Genomic DNA, 17,163 nt, shown 5'->3' with positions numbered 1-17,163 from the left:
TTACGGAACAAACAGATCTATTCTTCTAATTGTTACGTTTGCCAGCAGGAAAAGTTTCATTTCACCGCTTTTTTCTTGCGGCTGGCTCCTTTGACCGTTGCTTCCATCCGTGCGCGATCCCGCTCTAGAATCGGCTTCAAGTATTTGCCGGTATAGGAATTCTCAACAGCAGCAATCTCTTCCGGAGTTCCTGTCGCTAATATGGTACCGCCCTTGTCGCCGCCTTCAGGTCCCAGATCAATAATATAATCCGCCGTCTTGATGACGTCCAGGTTGTGTTCGATGGTCAGCACCGTATCGCCATTTTCAACGAGGCGCTGCAGAACCGTCAGCAACCGGGAAATATCATGAGCGTGCAGGCCGGTCGTCGGCTCATCTAAAATATAGAAGGACTTGCCGTTTGAACGTTTATGAAGCTCGGATGCCAGCTTGACGCGCTGCGCTTCGCCGCCGGATAAGGTTGTAGCAGGTTGTCCCATAGTGATGTACCCTAATCCCACATCTACAATGGTCTTCAGCTTCCGGTTGATCTTTGGAATGTTCTCGAAAAATGAATACGCATCTTCCACTGTCATTGCCAGTACATCAGCAATGCTTTTGTTTTTATACTTCACTTCCAGCGTTTCGCGGTTGTAGCGTTTGCCATGGCAGATTTCGCAAGGCACGTAAACATCCGGAAGGAAATGCATTTCTATTTTTATAATACCATCTCCGCGGCAAGCTTCACAGCGACCGCCCTTGACGTTGAAACTGAAACGGCCTTTTTTATAGCCGCGGACTTTTGCTTCGTTTGTTGTGGCGTAAACATCACGGACGTCGTCAAAAACGCCTGTATACGTTGCCGGATTTGACCGCGGCGTCCGGCCGATAGGGGACTGATCAATTTCAATGACTTTTTCCAGTTCTTCCGTGCCTTCTATCGAATCAAAATGTCCAGGCTTCGCTTTGGCGCGGTTCAGCCGGTGTGCAAGCGTCTTGTAAAGGATTTCGTTAATAAGTGTACTTTTCCCTGAACCTGAGACGCCGGTAACTGCTGTAAACAAGCCAAGTGGAATATCAACATCCACTTTTTTCAAATTGTTTTGATTGGCGCCCCGGATGGAAATCTTCCGGTCGCTTGGTGTTCTTCGCTCTGCAGGCAGTGGAATAAACTTCTTGCCGCTTAAATATTGTCCGGTTAACGACTTTTTGTTTTTCATCACCTTGTCAGGTGTTCCTGCTGCGATGATTTCTCCTCCATGAACACCGGCTCCAGGGCCAACATCAATAAGGTAATCAGCTGCCAGCATCGTATCTTCATCATGCTCGACCACTATTAGCGTATTGCCGATGTCACGCATGCTTTTCAAGGTCTCTATCAATCGGTCATTGTCGCGCTGGTGCAGACCGATCGACGGCTCATCCAAAATATACAGCACTCCAGTCAATCGCGATCCAATTTGAGTCGCTAAACGAATGCGTTGTGCTTCCCCTCCGGAAAGCGTTCCTGATGCCCGGTTCAAAGTCAGGTAATCCAACCCGACATTGATCAGGAAACCGACACGCTCCTGAATTTCACGCAAGATCAACTTGGCTATCTGCATGTCTTTCTCAGAAAGCACCAATTGATCGAAAAACTGATTGGCTTCGATAATGGAGAACTCAGCCACAGTACCGATGTGCAAGCCATTAACTTTAACAGCCAGTGTTTCGGGCTTCAAGCGATAGCCTTCACAAACCGTACACGGCTGCTCGCCCATGTATTTTTCCATCTGTTCGCGGATATAATCAGATGAAGTTTCACGGTAGCGGCGGTCCACATTGGAGAGCACCCCTTCAAAATTGATGTGGTTGTCGCGAATCTGGCCATAATCATTTTCATAGCGGAAACGGATTTTATCGTTTCCAGAACCGCGCAGGATGATGTTGATGTGCTCTTCCGGCAAATCGCTGACAGGCACGTCCATATCAATTTTATAATGCTTGCAAATTGCTTTTAATAATTGCGGATAGTATTGAGAACTGGTCGGCTGCCAAGGAACAATAGCTCCTTTATTAAGCGACACATTCCAGTCTGGAATCACCAGATCCGGATCCACTTCCAGTTTCATACCCAATCCATCACATTCCGGGCACGCTCCGAATGGCGAGTTGAACGAGAACATTCTCGGCTCTAATTCCCCGATGGAAAATCCACAGATTGGACATGCATGATGTTCACTGAACAGCAACTCCTCTTGCTCCATCACATCAACCAATACCCGTCCGTCTGCCAGCCTTAGAGCTGATTCCAGTGAATCGCTCAGGCGCGGTGCAATACCTTCTTTAATAATGATCCGGTCAATGACCACTTCAATATTATGTTTTTTGTTTTTATCCAATGTTATATTGTCATCCAGATCAATCAGTTCGCCATTAACGCGGACGCGCACATAGCCTTGCTTTCTGATGTCTTCCAGCAGCTTGACGTGAGTGCCTTTGCGGCCCGATACGATAGGTGCCAAAATCTGCATTTTGGTGCGTTCCGGATATTCCACAATGCGGTCAACCATCTGTTCAATTGTCTGAGATGAAATTTCAATCCCGTGATTTGGACAGATCGGTTTGCCGATCCGCGCAAACATCAAGCGCATATAGTCGTAAATTTCCGTGACGGTTGCTACTGTAGAACGTGGATTTTTACTGGTAGTTTTTTGGTCAATCGAAATAGCAGGTGACAGGCCTTCGATCAAATCGACATCCGGCTTGTCCATCTGGCCTAAAAACTGGCGGGCATATGCCGATAATGATTCTACATATCGCCGCTGCCCTTCTGCATAAATGGTGTCAAATGCCAGAGAAGATTTACCGGATCCTGACAGCCCTGTCATTACAACGAGCTTGTCACGCGGAATGACAACGTCAATATTTTTTAAATTATGCGCACGTGCGCCTTGTATGCGTATTTCCTGTTTTTTCACTTTCTATCATCCTTCCGCTTTCAATTCAAGCACGGTATCACGCAGCTCTGCAGCCCGTTCGAAATCGAGCGCTTTTGCTGCATCTTTCATTTCTGTTTCCAATAAGCTGATCAGTTTCAGGCGGTCTTCTTTTTTGAGTTTTTTGCCTGAAATTGCTTTTGAGATATATTCCTCTGACTCTTCCGCCGCAGCAGTCGCTCGGATGACGTCGCGGATTTTCTTCTGTATCGTAATTGGCGTTATGCCGTGTTTTTCATTGTAATCGCCCTGGATCGTGCGGCGGCGTGTTGTTTCATCCATCGCTTTTTGCATCGAGTCCGTTATGCGGTCAGCGTACATGATAACATGGCCGTTGGAGTTTCTTGCTGCCCGGCCCATCGTTTGGATTAATGCCCGTTCAGAACGCAAAAACCCTTCTTTGTCGGCATCGAGAATGGTCACCAGTGAAACTTCCGGAATATCCAATCCTTCACGCAGCAGGTTGATGCCGACCAATACATCGTAGACGCCCATCCGCAGCTCACGGATAATTTCGATCCGTTCAAGCGTTTTAATTTCCGAATGGAGGTAATTGACTTTGATGCCGGCATCTTTCAGATAGGCTGTTAAATCTTCCGACATTTTTTTCGTCAATGTGGTCACCAGTACACGCTCATTGTTTTCAGCACGCTGGCGTATTTCATACATTAAATCATCAATCTGGCCTTCAATTGGACGTATTTCGATTGTCGGGTCAAGCAAGCCGGTTGGCCGGATAATTTGTTCCACCATTTCCGGGGTATGTTCCAATTCATAAGGTCCAGGTGTCGCTGATACAAAAACCGCCTGGCTGATATGTTTTTCAAACTCATCAAAAGTCAGCGGCCGATTATCCATTGCTGAAGGCAGACGGAAACCATGGTCGACCAGTACTTTTTTGCGTGCCTGGTCACCATTGAACATGCCGCGGACTTGCGGTAAAGTTACATGGCTTTCATCCACTACCAGCAAAAAGTCCTCTGGAAAATAATCGATCAATGTATAGGGCTGTGCACCTGCCGGACGCAGCGTCAAATGCCGTGAGTAGTTTTCGATGCCGGAACAAAAGCCCATTTCCCGCATCATCTCCAAATCATAGCGCGTCCGCTGTTCCAGGCGCTGCGCTTCCAGCAACTTGTCTTCTGCACGCATCTCTTTCAAACGTTCTTCTAATTCTGCTTCAATATTTTCAATCGCTTTGACCATCTTGTCTTCACGTGTTACGAAGTGGGACGCCGGGAAGATAGCGACATGTTCGCGTTCGCCAATAATTTCACCGGTCAAAGCATCGACTTCGCGGATGCGATCAATTTCGTCGCCAAAAAATTCGACGCGCAAGCATCTTTCGTCGCGAGACGCTGGAAAAATTTCCACGACGTCTCCGCGGACACGGAACGTTCCGCGGATAAAATTGATATCATTGCGTTCATATTGCACATCTACCAACTTTCGCAGCAGCTGGTTGCGTTCAATCTCCATGCCTTTGCGGAGGGAAACAACGAGTTCACGATATTCTTTTGGCGAACCGAGTCCATAGATACAGGAAACCGAAGCAATGACAATTACATCATCCCGTTCAAATAGGGAACTCGTGGCGGAGTGGCGCAGCTTATCGATTTCATCATTGATGCTGGCATCTTTTTCAATGAACGTATCCGATTGCGGCACGTATGCCTCCGGTTGATAATAATCGTAATAACTGACAAAATACTCAACCGCGTTATCAGGGAAAAACTCCTTGAATTCGCTGTAGAGCTGCCCTGCCAATGTTTTATTGTGAGCCATGACGAGCGTCGGCTTTTTTACTTGTTGAATGACGTTCGACATGGTATAAGTTTTCCCTGTACCTGTGGCTCCCAGTAATGTCTGGCAACGCTTGCCGTTGATGATGCCTTGTGTCAGTTCGGTAATAGCTTGAGGCTGATCGCCGGCTGGTTCATAAGGGGCTTGAAGATTAAATTCCTGTTTCATGATAAGACGTCCTCCCGTTCTTTCAATACCTCTACTTTACCATATGCCCTAAAAAACCACTAACAAAAAGCGAACGTATGTTTTTTATATGTAGACAAATAAAAAAGACGGCAGAGACAGGCGTTGTTACAGCTAAATCAATAGAGTCTGAAGATATACAGAAGAGTGATGGGTATTTTTTATCGGCAAAAAAAAGGAAGTCGGATCAGATCCGACTTCCTTTTTTCAAGGCTCTCTTCAAGCAGCCATTTATTCAGCTTCTTCGTGCTTTAAGGTCTGTAGTTGAGCGGCATATATGATAAACGCTTTTTGGTCATGATTATCCAGGGCTTCGTCGATTAGAGCCAACAGCTGTGCTTCTTGCTGCGAACGGTGAACATGCTTTAAGAACAGATCCAAGTAGATGTCATTCAGCAGTTTTTCCGCTTCTGTAATTTTTTTTGTTTGAGCCATCGCTTTCATGAAATCAGCATAAGAATAATAGTTTTCCATTCTTCTTCACCCCGAATGCTTTTCATTAGTATACATTAAGCAAACAGAATAAATCAAGATTTATTTGAAAATTCCGATGAAATAGAAAAAATATTATTTTCAATCTAATGCGCATTGCGAAATTTCCATTTTTTATTATAATAAGGTATGTAAAGTAAATTTAGGGGGTTAATTTTCATGAGCAAAAAGAACCACAGACCACATTCGTATACAATCTGCGCAAATACGTATGCCCTTTTACCCTATACGGATGGCCATCGCACCTGGATGCGTGTGATTGAAGACCGCAGTGAATTAGTAGTTGAAGAAGCGGTTTACAAAACAGTGACAACTTCTTGCCGATTCTATCGCGCTTCGCTTGAAAGTGCCACACTCTATGCCCAAAAAGCGGTCGGCGTAAAACATAAGCCCCCCATCATCATCGGCGAGTATTACGGCAATCCACTCATTTTCTTCCCAACACACTCTCCAAAAAACAAAGAATGCGTTTGGTTTAATTACGATGCCATCGATTTGATCGAAAGCGACAGCAGCGGCAAGGGCAGCATTATATACTTAAGCAACAGCGAGACGGTTTATTTGGATGTGTCTCCTATCGCTTTACGGAATCAGCATTCTTTCGCCGGTTCGCTGCGCCGTTATTTCAAAAAGGCGCAGCGTGTCCATAACCGCCCAATGGCTTATGTAACAAAACGGACATTTCCTCCGCGCAAACAACAGCCACTCGAGTAACTCCTGACAATATGCAAAATGTTCCCTGTAAAGGCCCCATCTCCATTGCCGCGCAGCATTTTCCATATGGAGCCACTGCATATGGACCTCTGTTCCTTACTGCAACAGCTTCCGTTATCACCCATCAAGTTTCTACTATTATAATAAAGAGTTGCCGCCAAAGTCAGTATGATGACTTCTGGCGGCAACTCTTTTTTTAATCTTACTTATTTAATTGAACGGTATGCCCATAGGGAACCGACGAAAAATACCGAGGAAACCCATAAGTAGGGTTCGTTCCAAAACCAAACCGAAACGGAAATTCCGGTAAATGAAATGATGGTGAAAATCCCGGCAAACATTCGGGACTGCAGATCACGCCGATATTCCCGTTCCCGCCCATCCCGGTTTTCGAGATAATGCCGGAGACGTTCCGGCTCCTCCAGGTAGTTGATGACTTTCTGCGGAAATACACGCAATGGCCCGGTGGCGTTCAACGCCCAGCGCAAGACATCCTCTTTCCCAAAGATGCCTTTGCCTTCTTTTTGTGATGAAGCCCATTCCAATATTCGCGGTCTGGCAAGCGCCAGCAAATCCACATTCGGATCCAAGACATGCAGGACGCCGACGAAGATCGAAGCAGCCCGTCCAAAAAAGGCAAATTCTGCAGGCAGTTGAACCGGTTGCGTCCGGACAATTTCCTGCATGTCGTTCAACAGGCGCTCAACGACAAAACTGTCCATTTGCGACAGTTCATTCGATTCGTAGGCGGTTATGAGACGCGAAATGGCATCTCCCAAAACTGCCCGATCGGCCTGAGGCAACAAGAACCGGAGATCTTCCAGTGAATCAAGCACTTGATCGTAGTTTTTGAATATGACGCCTTCCGCTGCCCGCAATACTGCCTGGGAATCCTTTTTGCTGATGTTGCCGATCATTCCAAAGTCGATCAGCACTATGCCACCGTTCGGCTCTAATAGGATGTTGCCGCCGTGAGGATCAGCGTGGAATTGTCCGCCGTACAAAACTTGCTCCAGGAATAAGATAAACAGCCGCTCGGAAATTTCATGGCGGTCCAGTTCATTCTTTTCAATGAAGGCCAAATCTGTGATGCGGGCTCCTTCAATCCATTCCATGACCAACACACGCCGTGTTGTATACTCATCGAAATACAGCGGTATGCGGACACCTTCCATGGCGTCAAAGCGATCGGCAAAAGAACGGCCATTCTGAAGCTCTTTCAGGAAATTCAATTCCGCACCAATCGTATCTGTCATTTCTGCATACAGCAATTTAAAATCAATTTGCTTGGCATACGGCGTAAATTTCTCAACCAGCCAAATCACTATGCGGATGGCTTTGAAATCCGCACGCAAAATACGGTCTGTTCCTGGCCGTTGTACTTTGACAGCCACTTCCATGCCGTTTTTCAATACACCTTTATATACTTCACCAATAGAAGCGGACGCGACTGCCGAATCCGACAATTGCTCCAGGTAATTGGTATGCGGTAAATTCCATTCTTCTTCAAGCACCGAAACGATGCTACTTCTTGAAACAGATGGCACTCGATCAGTCAACCCTTCCAATTCCGCAAGAAATGAAGGCGGCATAATGTCTGCCCTTGTTGACAGGAACTGGCCCAATTTAATCATAAGTCCGCCCAACTTTAAAGCCAGGTTTTTGTATTCTTTAGCTTGTTTTGTTATCATCTCGTTCCATCTTTTTTCAACGAGCGGGTTCCAATTTCCACGATTTCTCTTTTGGAAGAACGTCACTTGCAAAAAGATTTTGACTGCCAGCCAGACAATCCGGAAGATTCGGATAAACGTAATTTGATTCATAAGTGCTGTCCCTCCCATGGATTTCATTATAGAGTCTGATAGCGAAATAGTCCAAAAAGTGGTATGTTTTTAACGGATGGAATGACATAAGGGGGATGAAAATGGACACAATTCATTACGAACAACGAAACCATTTAGCTTTTATCACATTAAACCGGCCAGAGGCAATGAACGCCTTCAATTACGATATGCTCCTCGAACTGGGACAAGTCGTGGATGCGATCCGCATTAACCCGGACATTCGGGTTGTAGTGTTCACAGGGGCTGGCGAAAAAGCATTCAGTGTCGGAGCAGACTTAAAAGAACGCAAGAATTTGACAGAACAGCACGTCAAACGCAATATTTTCAAAATCGGCGAAGTATTTTCAACCATTGAAAGTTTGCCGCAGCCCACTATCGCTATGATGAACGGCTTTGCATTCGGCGGTGGCATGGAACTGGCGCTCGCATGTGATTTCCGCATTGTCGCCGATGACACGCTGCTTGGGCTGACTGAAACGAGCTTAGGCATCATTCCAGGAGCTGGGGGCACACAGCGTCTCCCGCGCTTGATTGGAGAATCCAAAGCATTGGAATTGATTTTGACTGCACGCCGCCTGAAGTCAGCCGAAGCGCTGGATTATGGACTGGTAACACGTGTTGCAGCTCGGGATCAATTGGCAGAAATAACCGGCGCTTTTGCCGATGCGATGTTAGCCAATGGGCCCATCGCTCTTCAACAGGCCAAGTTCGCGGTTAAGAACGGCATGAACACCGACTTGCAGACCGGCCTTCAAATCGAACGCAAGGCATATGAAATCACCATCCCAACAGAAGACCGGATGGAAGCACTTGCTGCTTTCGGCGAAAAGCGGAAACCGGTATTTAAAGGAAGATAACAAAGAGTGCAGCCTAGTCTTTTCCAAACAAAAAACGGAGCAGCTTATTCAGCCGCTCCGTTTTTTACTGTTTACAGATATTTTTCCATCCAACCCGTAATCTGCTCCAGACGGGCGAAGCGGAGATTCGGCTTGCCGGTCCGCGATAAATTATGGTCGGCTTCCGGGAACCGGACAAACTCCGTTTCTTTGCCCATGCTCTTCAACGTTACATACAGTTGTTCCGACTGTTCAATCGGGCAGCGGTAATCATTTTCCGAATGAAGGATCAGCAGCGGCGTCTCTACATTCTTGGCGTACTTCAACGGCGAATGCTCCCACAACTTGTCGACATCCGTCATATCTGCACCAATCTGCCAGTCACTGAAATAATAGCCGATATCCGAAACACCGAAGAACGAAATCCAATTAGAGATAGAACGCTGTGTTACTGCAGCTTTAAAGAGGTCTGAATGGCCGACGATCCAGTTGGTCATAAAGCCGCCGTAGCTGCCGCCGGTAACGCCTAAACGGTCGGCATCAATCCAGTCATTCGACTCCACTGTTTCAGTGACGGAGTTCATAATATCCTCGTAATCGCCGCCGCCATATTCGCCGCGCACTGCATCTACAAATTTCTGGCTATAGCCGTGGCTGCCGCGCGGGTTGACATACAGAACGCCAAAACCGCGGGCTGCCAGCAATTGCATTTCATGAACAAAAGTATTGGCGTACATCGCATGCGGTCCGCCATGAATATTGACGACCAAGGGATATTTTTGGCCTTCCTGATAACCATACGGCTTCATCAGCCAGCCATGGACCGCCCAATCTTTTGCGCCTTTTGCGACAATTGGCTGTGCTTCAGCCAACTCCGTTCCTTCCAGGAACTCCTGATTAAAGCGGGTCAAAGTCTTGCGTTCACCCGTCGCAATCGTCAACCGGTACAGTTCCCCTGGATTGACCGGATTGCTGATGGCCGCAATCGCAAATTCACCATCCTGCGAAACATCGTATCCGTAAACATGTTCCAGATCAGGAGAGGCCGGGAAAATCATCCCATCAAGCGAAGCAAAATACAAACGCACATCTCCCATTGCCGATACCTGGAAATACAAATGGTCGTCCTTCGTCCAAACCACCCCCGGTGAAGCTGCTCCTTGCTGGTGATCTGCCACGACATAATCACCAACTGGCGCGTCCAGCCCTTCAGTCAGACAAATTCGTGTCTGATTGTTTAAATCCGCTACATAAATTTCTGTATGTGTGGCATTCTCATACTGTCGCATGCTTCCTACAAAAGCGACCTTGGAATCGTCGAATGAAAAAGCGGCATCTCCGAAATACCCCTCTTCTTCTATCAGTGCCGATTCTTTTGCTGTCTCAAGATCATAGAGATAAAGCGGCTGTCGGAAAACAAAGTCCAGATTTTCTTCACGAGTTACACCATAAATCAGTTTTTTTCCGTCATGTGACACAGCTTCCAGACTGTGATGGTAGCTTCCTTCAGTCAGCTGTTCTACGTTCTTCGAATCAATCTCCACCGAGCCGATATGGCGATGAAAGTCTTTGGGCAATAAGCCCATGCCGTCCATCTTGTATTTCATTTTGTCGACATGATACGGTTCAGGCTGTTTCTTTTCTTCTTTTTCTTCCTTATCCGTGAACGTTTTCCCTTCTTTCGCCAATGCATTAAACCAAATCTTAGTGCCGCACGGCGACCACTCAAATCCATTGACCCCTTTTTCGAAATCTGTCAGAGACCTTGCTTCCCCGCCAGCAGCCGACATCACGAACAACTGATTTTTTTCGTCCCGATCCGATAAAAAAGCCACAGCTGTTCCGTCAGCCGACCACCGAGGTGAACTTACGCGTTCCTTGCCATGCGTCCACTGAGCCTGCTGTCCGGTTTCCAGGTCAATATGGTAAAGATGGGCTCTGTATGTATTTTCTTCTTCATCAATTTTCGTATGAACAAACACCACTCTTTTTCCATCCGGTGAAATCTGTGGGTCTGTCACTGAAACCAACTGGGTTAAATCCTTAATTTCCACTGCTTTTTTCGCCATTCCATTTCCTCCTCGGATTTAACTATTTCGAAATTCGTAATACTACTCTTTAACTATAATCAAAAATGTCAGTTTTTTCAATCAAATTGTTATGTATCTGTATTCGGGATAAGTTGTCTCAAAAGAAATCTGTCATATTCTTTTCTCCAAAACAGAAAAAAGGCTCCGGACTTCGCACCGGAGCCTTGCTTACTTAGTTATTTTTGCATTGCCTGGTCTTTCAGTGAGCGCCGCAGAATTTTCCCAGTTGTATTTTTCGGCAACTCTTCCAGCACTTCAAATTGTCTCGGCACCTTGTATTTCGCTAAATGTTCTGCGCAATACGCTTTCAATTCCTCCACCGAGACAGATGGATCTTTTAGCACAACATAGGCACTGACCTCTTCACCAAAATCCGGATCCGGCAAGCCAACAACTGCCGCTTCCAGAATTGCCGGATGTGCAAACAGCACTTCTTCGACTTCGCGTGGATAGACGTTATACCCGCCTACAATGATCATGTCTTTTTTCCGGTCTACGATATAGAAATAACCTTCGTCATCGACACGTGCCAAATCGCCTGTATACAACCAACCGTCCCGAATTGCTGCAGCCGTTTCTTCAGGCATTTTGTAATAGCCCTTCATGACGTTCGGTCCGCGGACAATCAGTTCACCGACTTCATTCGGTCCCACTTCTTCGCCCAGCTCGTTGACGACTTTATTTTCCACATTGATAATCGAAGTTCCGATCGAACCGGCTTTACGTTCACGGTCAATCGGGTTAAAGCAAGTGACCGGCGAAGCTTCAGACAGCCCATAGCCTTCTGAAATCCGGACATTGAATTTGTCTTCAAAACTATGTAGCAGGGCTACCGGCATTGCAGATCCACCGGAAACTGCCAATCGGACAGAAGCAAAATCTGCAGGATCAACATCCGGCAATTGGTTCATGAAATTGAACATGGTCGGCACTCCGGCAAAAACACTTGCCTTGGACGTCTTAATGGCTTCGAATACTTCTTTCGGATTAAAGCGCGGCACCAAAACAATCGTTGCTCCTTGCAAAAGAGGGGCATTGACTACAACAGTCAGTGCAAATACGTGAAATACCGGAAGCGTTGCTACCACCCGGTCATTTTCACCAATTTGAAGATATTCACCGACATCACGTGCGTTTGAATATAAGTTCTGATGCGTCAGCATGGCGCCTTTTGGTTTGCCCGTCGTACCTGATGTATACAAAATGACTGCATTATCATCTGCCTGGACTTCAGCCAATGCAGTAAGCGGCGCGGATTTTCCTAATAGCCCTGTAAATGAATGGACTTTTCCTTTCACTTCTTCAGAAAGTTGCCCCATTTTTTCCGGAGTCGATGGATCTGTCTCACAAATGACATACGACTTAACAGCCGGCAACGCTTTATGCGCTCCTTCGATTAGCGGCAGCAGCATATCCAGTGCCACTACTACTTTAGCATCGCTATTGTTGGCAATGTAAGCGATTTCATCCGGGCTGTAAATTGGATTGATTGGTACCGCTGTAGCCCCAAGGCGCATCGTAGCATACAAAGAAATTAAAAAATGTGGTGTGTTGCCCAGAAGGAATGCGACATGGTCCCCTTTTTTCACGCCTAATCCTTGCAAAGCACCAGCAAAAACAGCAACAGACTGATCAAACTCACCGTAGCTTGTGTCTTTCCCCATAAAGCTGTAGGCAACTCTGGCAGAATCCTGCTCCGCAATTTCGTGAACACGTGACATTAAATTCATTTCCATCCCTCTTCCATGTTGAATGAATACTCATTCATATTTTATTCTATGTTTATTATAAAATAAATCTTCAGACAATACAACAGGCACCGTGAATTCACGGTGCCTGCAGATGGGCGACATAGCGCCAGCGGATCAGAAAAAAGTACAGGATTTGCGCAACGGTAAAGCCGCCGAGCACGAGAGCCATTTCACCGAGAATCGACAGTTCGGCAAACTCTTCCCATACTACCTGCAGCGAAATAAAAGCAAATGCGCTGTGCAGCAAGGCCAAGCTCCATGGTAAAAAGAATTGGGGAACCAGCTGCCGGTTTACAATTTTACCCAGTTCCTTATCTGTCATGCCCAGACGAATCAATAATTTATACTGTTTACGGTCCCGCTCAAGGCCGGTATATAACTTGAAATATATAAAGCTGCCGGCTGCCAGCAGGAACACAGCCGCCACCATCACTCCAATAAACAGCAGCAAAGCAAACGATGACTTGAACCAGCGGTAATCGTCGCCCGGATTTTCAAAGAAAAAGTTTACTCCATTGAAATCCGCAGTTTCCACCGCTTCGCTCACCGTATCCGTAAGCCGATTGCCGATATTTATTGTCTCTGTCCAGTTCAGCACATCAAAGGCGTAATAAGTAAAATCCGATGCACCGGCTTCATATCCAAGCAGAGGCTGATTGATTGCTTCATAATCAGCGTCGCTGACTACAATTGTATTGACATTTAAAGTATGGATGGGAAAGACGACATGCGGGTATGTCGAGCGGATTGACAAGGGCACGTCACTTTCAAACAACACCGTATCGACGCTCGTACTTTCCAATGTCTTTAGTGAATCAAGTGAAAACGGAACAAACATCCCTTCGCCTTCCTGCAATTGCGCCGGGTCAAAATCAAGCGCACCTGCTAAGCGATTAAACTCAGACAGCGATAAGATGTCCACATCGTTGCCGGAAGCCCCGGACGTTTGCCGCTTAACATTCAGTTCAACCAAGTCATAGGACAATTGCTCACTTTCCAACTGGCTGGTCAAGCGCTCAATATGCTCAGCCTCCTGGTCGTTTCCATTAAACGAAATATAGACGAGGCCAAGCGGATTTGATTCACGGAAATCGCCTGTATAGGACATGAAAGACGCCAAAGTTCCCACTGTCAAAAAAGCGACAGTCGATACGATGGTGACAATAAAGAACATTTGGGCACTGTCTTTCAATTTGACAGAAGCTTCGGCCAGCGAAACCAGGCGTGTTTTTTTCCAGTATACTGTCTTTTTGCGTTTATACAGCCGCAGCAACGAATGAATTGTGTGGGTAAAAAATAAATACGTGCCAAACGTGGCAAGCGGCGGAACGATAAAAATCATCTGGTAGACGGTCCGGTCAGAAACGTTCGCAGCAAATGTATAAGCGACAGCTAAAAAGACAATTCCCATAATCGACAGCACCGTCGACGATTTTGTTTCTTCTTCCACTTTCCAAAATCCCTGCAGCAAATCGACAATCCGCTTTGTGCGGATAAATCCAACACTAATGAATGAAATAATGACAAAAAGGCTGGCAAATGCGGCAATGGTTAACAAGAATGGTTCCCACGAAACATACAGCGGCAGAGACTCCAACTCCATAATTTCACGGCCGATCATGAAAAAGAATTTCGAGAAAGCAAAACCGAACGCAATGCCTGTTGCAGTGGAGATTGTGCCAATGATGAGCATTTCAAAAAAGATTAGTTTGTTCAATTGTTTTTTCGTCATTCCCAGATGCATCAGCACGCCGAATTCCTTCGATCGGGCCTGCAAAAAAGCGCTCATCGAATAAAACAGAAAAAACAGCGTGAAAATATAAAGGACCACTTCCGCAATCAGCATTCCGCGGATGGCCAGCAGCCGAAGACCTTCTTCCTCGAATGCCGGGTGAAAAATGAACATCGAGTAGACAAAAAATACCATGACTGAAAAAACACTGGCCAGAAAGAAAGCAGCATAGTTTCTTCTGTTGCGGACAACGTTATGGTAAGCGAGTTGCCGAAAGGTCATTCACGGATCCCCCTAGCAACGACAGGACATTCAAAATTCGTTGATAAAATGTCTGGCGCCGTTCATCTCCATAAATTTCGTTGAAAAATTCACCGTCTTTAATGAAAAGTACGCGGTCGCAATAGCTTGCAGCAATCGGATCGTGCGTCACCATGATTATGGTAGTGTTGCTGTCATTCGCCGCATTCGATAAAATTTCCAGTACATCCCGCGACGATTTGGAGTCCAGATTCCCTGTTGGCTCATCAGCCAGAATAAGCGCAGGCTGGTGGATAAGTGCGCGGCCAATTGCCGTACGCTGGGCTTCGCCTCCGGAAATTTCATTCGGCTTTTTATGAAGGATCGAAGTCAGTCCAAGGCGTTTGGCAACAAGCAGCACCCGCCGTGCCATTTCATCGATAGGGACATAATCGAGCGTTAAAGGCAGCACCAGATTTTCTTCAACAGTCAGCATCTGCAATAAATTGAAATCTTGAAAAACAAACCCCAATTCCCTTCTGCGAAACAGTGCCAACTCATTTTTATCCAGGAGATGCGGATTGGTGCCGTCGATTAAAATCTCACCGGAAGTCAGCGAGTCAATGGTGGAAATCAAATTCAGCAGCGTTGTTTTGCCGCTTCCTGAAGGTCCCATCACTGCCAAAAATTCACCTTTTTCCACTGTGAAGCTCAGCTGGTTAACTGCCCGGTGGGTCACTTTCCCCTCGTATACTTTTGTCACTTCGTCGATTTTCACTACTGTCATCATTTTCCTCCTGTGTTGCAAGATCTTGGTTGAAGAACAGCACAGAGACGGTTGTCCCTTCTCCTTGAACGGAAGAAATCGCCAGTTCATGGCCCAATTTCCGGCAAACTTCTTTTGCCAGGAACAAGCCCATGCCTGTAGATTCTCCCGTTTTCCGTCCATTTTCTCCAGTGAAAAATGCTTTGGTTACGCGCGGCAGATCAGAAGAAGGAATGCCGATTCCTTCGTCCCGGATCGTAAGGAGCGTGTTGCCATTTGAGCATTCGGCGGCAATCATTACTTTTTTATTCGGTTCAAATGTATATTTGACTGCATTGGTAAAAAATTGTCCAATGATAAACTTCATCCATTTTTGATCGGTTGCAACAATATGTTCTTCTCCGATCGATATTTCCGGATAAACACGTTTAGATATGAACAGCCGCTTGTTCTCTGTCGCTACTTCGCGGACCAATGAGCGCAAATCAACTTGTTCGATTTGCATATCCTGCTCAAACGTGTCTAAGCGCGCATTCATCAGCACGGTATCCAATCCTGCTTTCAAACGGTCCATTTCTTCGCGGACACTGTTCTTATCGAGTTCCCGTTCTTCCTGAAGCAGCAAATGCATCACGGATAAAGGTGTTTTCATCTGATGTACCCATTGGTTCATAAACTGCAGATGGCGATTTTGGGTCGCATATAAAGATTGCACCTCATGCTGGTACAAGCGGTACAATTTCTGCAGATAAATTTCGTTCTGGATTTGTTCTGGTGATTTGCCTTCACGCTGAAGCACATGTTCCATGCTTTGCGGTGTCGCCAAAATCCGTTGGTAATACTGATAGCGTTTGACAAAGCGGGCGCTCAGGAACGTGATGACCAGTACGCTGCTGATGACAAAGGAATAAATTGCGGTATCCAGATTCCGGAAGCCATCCAGCCAGTACAGCAGCATAATGAACGCCACCAGCACAATCTGAAAAACGATAAATGCCGCATGCTCTCTCAAGAATAATCGCAGCATTACGCTTCCTCCTCATGGAGCAGCAGCCGGTATCCGGCTCCTCTGACTGTTTCGATGGCCGACAGCACGCCGTAGTCGGCAAGTTTTTTCCGCACGCGGGTCATATTGACATTCAATGTGTTTTCGTCAACAAACGCCTGGTCATCCCACAACTCTTCCAGCAGCTGCTCGCGCGACACCACCTTGGGATAACTCGTTAGCAGCAGTTCGAGAATTGTACATTCTTTTTTCTGCAACGGGATAGCTTCCGATTTTACATGCAGCTCCATGCGTTCCATGTACAGCACGATGCGCCCTGCTTTGATGGAGCGTTCTTCCTGCTTTGGTGCATATTCGCCGTAGGCTCTGCGCAGATGGCTTCTTATTTTTGCAAGGACGATTTCATAATGGAAAGGTTTCGTAATAAAATCATCCCCTCCGTTTTCCAAGGCGAAGACTTGATCCATTTCTCCCGAACGGGCTGAAATGAATAAGATTGGACACGTAGTTTGCTGCCTGAGCTGGCGGCACCAGTAATAGCCATCATAAGAAGGCAGGTTAATATCAAGTAAAATCAAATGGGGATCAAAAGCTTCGAACTCTTCGATAATTTGATCAAAATCTTTTGCGGTCTTTACTTCGTAATGGTATTTCCTTAACGTCTCTGCCAATAACTCCGCAATTTTCAAATCATCTTCGACAATGAAGATCCGTTGAACAGCCACATTGATTCCCCCTTTCCTTTT

General features: G+C 46.3%; 12 protein-coding genes. 2 read left to right on the top strand and 10 right to left on the bottom strand.

Going from position 1 to position 17,163, the window contains the following annotated elements; all coding sequences use genetic code 11:
* Positions 1 to 56: 56 nt before the first annotated feature.
* The 3 genes from uvrA to QOZ98_RS15325 all read right to left on the bottom strand — a co-directional run bounded on the left by uvrA (position 57) and on the right by QOZ98_RS15325 (position 5,420).
* Positions 57 to 2,939, bottom strand: a complete 2,883-nt coding sequence (gene uvrA, locus QOZ98_RS15335; protein ID WP_308788237.1) for an excinuclease ABC subunit UvrA — start codon at positions 2,937 to 2,939, stop codon at positions 57 to 59.
* 6 nt (positions 2,940 to 2,945) lie between these two features.
* Complete coding sequence (gene uvrB, locus QOZ98_RS15330) at positions 2,946 to 4,928, bottom strand: excinuclease ABC subunit UvrB (RefSeq protein ID WP_308788236.1); 1,983 nt, start codon at positions 4,926 to 4,928, stop codon at positions 2,946 to 2,948.
* A gap of 249 nt (positions 4,929 to 5,177) precedes the next feature.
* A complete protein-coding gene (locus QOZ98_RS15325; protein WP_308788235.1) occupies positions 5,178 to 5,420 on the bottom strand; it encodes an IDEAL domain-containing protein in 243 nt (80 codons plus the stop codon).
* 177 nt (positions 5,421 to 5,597) lie between these two features.
* Here QOZ98_RS15325 and QOZ98_RS15320 point away from each other — a divergent pair, with 177 nt between their 5' ends.
* The gene (locus tag QOZ98_RS15320) at positions 5,598 to 6,152 is read left to right on the top strand and encodes a competence protein ComK (protein ID WP_308788234.1); all 555 of its coding nucleotides are present in this window, start codon (positions 5,598 to 5,600) and stop codon (positions 6,150 to 6,152) included.
* Between the two features lie 206 nt (positions 6,153 to 6,358).
* On the opposite strand, the gene QOZ98_RS15315 is transcribed toward QOZ98_RS15320, so the two are convergent.
* Positions 6,359 to 7,975 carry an ABC1 kinase family protein gene (locus QOZ98_RS15315; RefSeq protein ID WP_308788233.1) on the bottom strand — a complete coding sequence of 539 codons (1,617 nt, stop codon included), beginning with the start codon at positions 7,973 to 7,975 and terminating at the stop codon, positions 6,359 to 6,361.
* A 101-nt stretch (positions 7,976 to 8,076) separates the two neighbouring features.
* Here QOZ98_RS15315 and QOZ98_RS15310 point away from each other — a divergent pair, with 101 nt between their 5' ends.
* Positions 8,077 to 8,853: an enoyl-CoA hydratase-related protein gene (locus QOZ98_RS15310; RefSeq protein WP_308788232.1), complete on the top strand. Its 777-nt coding sequence runs from the start codon at positions 8,077 to 8,079 to the stop codon at positions 8,851 to 8,853.
* A gap of 71 nt (positions 8,854 to 8,924) precedes the next feature.
* Here the strand turns inward: QOZ98_RS15310 and QOZ98_RS15305 are convergent, their stop codons facing one another.
* The 6 genes from QOZ98_RS15305 to QOZ98_RS15280 all read right to left on the bottom strand — a co-directional run bounded on the left by QOZ98_RS15305 (position 8,925) and on the right by QOZ98_RS15280 (position 17,142).
* On the bottom strand, positions 8,925 to 10,901 hold the full coding sequence (locus QOZ98_RS15305; protein WP_308788231.1) for a S9 family peptidase: 1,977 nt from the start codon (positions 10,899 to 10,901) through the stop codon (positions 8,925 to 8,927).
* Between the two features lie 197 nt (positions 10,902 to 11,098).
* A complete protein-coding gene (locus QOZ98_RS15300) occupies positions 11,099 to 12,652 on the bottom strand; it encodes a fatty acid--CoA ligase family protein (protein ID WP_308788230.1) in 1,554 nt (517 codons plus the stop codon).
* 97 nt (positions 12,653 to 12,749) lie between these two features.
* Positions 12,750 to 14,687 (bottom strand): ABC transporter permease, encoded by a 1,938-nt coding sequence (locus QOZ98_RS15295; protein ID WP_308788229.1) that lies wholly within the window; start codon positions 14,685 to 14,687, stop codon positions 12,750 to 12,752.
* The gene (locus QOZ98_RS15290) at positions 14,659 to 15,432 is read right to left on the bottom strand and encodes an ABC transporter ATP-binding protein (protein ID WP_308788228.1); all 774 of its coding nucleotides are present in this window, start codon (positions 15,430 to 15,432) and stop codon (positions 14,659 to 14,661) included. Before QOZ98_RS15290 ends, QOZ98_RS15295 begins: the two co-directional genes overlap by 29 nt.
* Entirely contained in the window at positions 15,365 to 16,438 is a 1,074-nt protein-coding gene (locus QOZ98_RS15285; protein WP_308788227.1) for a sensor histidine kinase, read from the bottom strand. The genes QOZ98_RS15290 and QOZ98_RS15285 overlap by 68 nt, the downstream gene beginning before the upstream one ends.
* Positions 16,438 to 17,142, bottom strand: coding sequence for a response regulator transcription factor (locus QOZ98_RS15280; RefSeq protein ID WP_308788226.1), 705 nt, complete (start codon positions 17,140 to 17,142; stop codon positions 16,438 to 16,440). Before QOZ98_RS15280 ends, QOZ98_RS15285 begins: the two co-directional genes overlap by 1 nt.
* Positions 17,143 to 17,163: the final 21 nt, after the last annotated feature.

Origin of the sequence: Planomicrobium stackebrandtii (assembly GCF_030814955.1) — a bacterium.
Taxonomy (GTDB): Bacteria; Bacillota; Bacilli; order Bacillales_A; family Planococcaceae; genus Planococcus; species Planococcus stackebrandtii.
This window is presented reverse-complemented; position numbering and strand designations above follow the sequence as displayed.

Coding starts and splice junctions, on each gene's coding strand:
- QOZ98_RS15285 (WP_308788227.1), bottom strand. CDS start 16,438: ATGCTGCGATTATTCTTGAGAGAGCATGCGGCATTTATCGTTTTTCAG.
- QOZ98_RS15320 (WP_308788234.1), top strand. CDS start 5,598: ATGAGCAAAAAGAACCACAGACCACATTCGTATACAATCTGCGCAAAT.
- QOZ98_RS15300 (WP_308788230.1), bottom strand. CDS start 12,652: ATGAATTTAATGTCACGTGTTCACGAAATTGCGGAGCAGGATTCTGCC.
- QOZ98_RS15315 (WP_308788233.1), bottom strand. CDS start 7,975: ATGAATCAAATTACGTTTATCCGAATCTTCCGGATTGTCTGGCTGGCA.
- uvrB (WP_308788236.1), bottom strand. CDS start 4,928: ATGAAACAGGAATTTAATCTTCAAGCCCCTTATGAACCAGCCGGCGAT.
- QOZ98_RS15325 (WP_308788235.1), bottom strand. CDS start 5,420: ATGGAAAACTATTATTCTTATGCTGATTTCATGAAAGCGATGGCTCAA.
- QOZ98_RS15305 (WP_308788231.1), bottom strand. CDS start 10,901: ATGGCGAAAAAAGCAGTGGAAATTAAGGATTTAACCCAGTTGGTTTCA.
- QOZ98_RS15310 (WP_308788232.1), top strand. CDS start 8,077: ATGGACACAATTCATTACGAACAACGAAACCATTTAGCTTTTATCACA.
- QOZ98_RS15290 (WP_308788228.1), bottom strand. CDS start 15,432: ATGACAGTAGTGAAAATCGACGAAGTGACAAAAGTATACGAGGGGAAA.
- QOZ98_RS15295 (WP_308788229.1), bottom strand. CDS start 14,687: ATGACCTTTCGGCAACTCGCTTACCATAACGTTGTCCGCAACAGAAGA.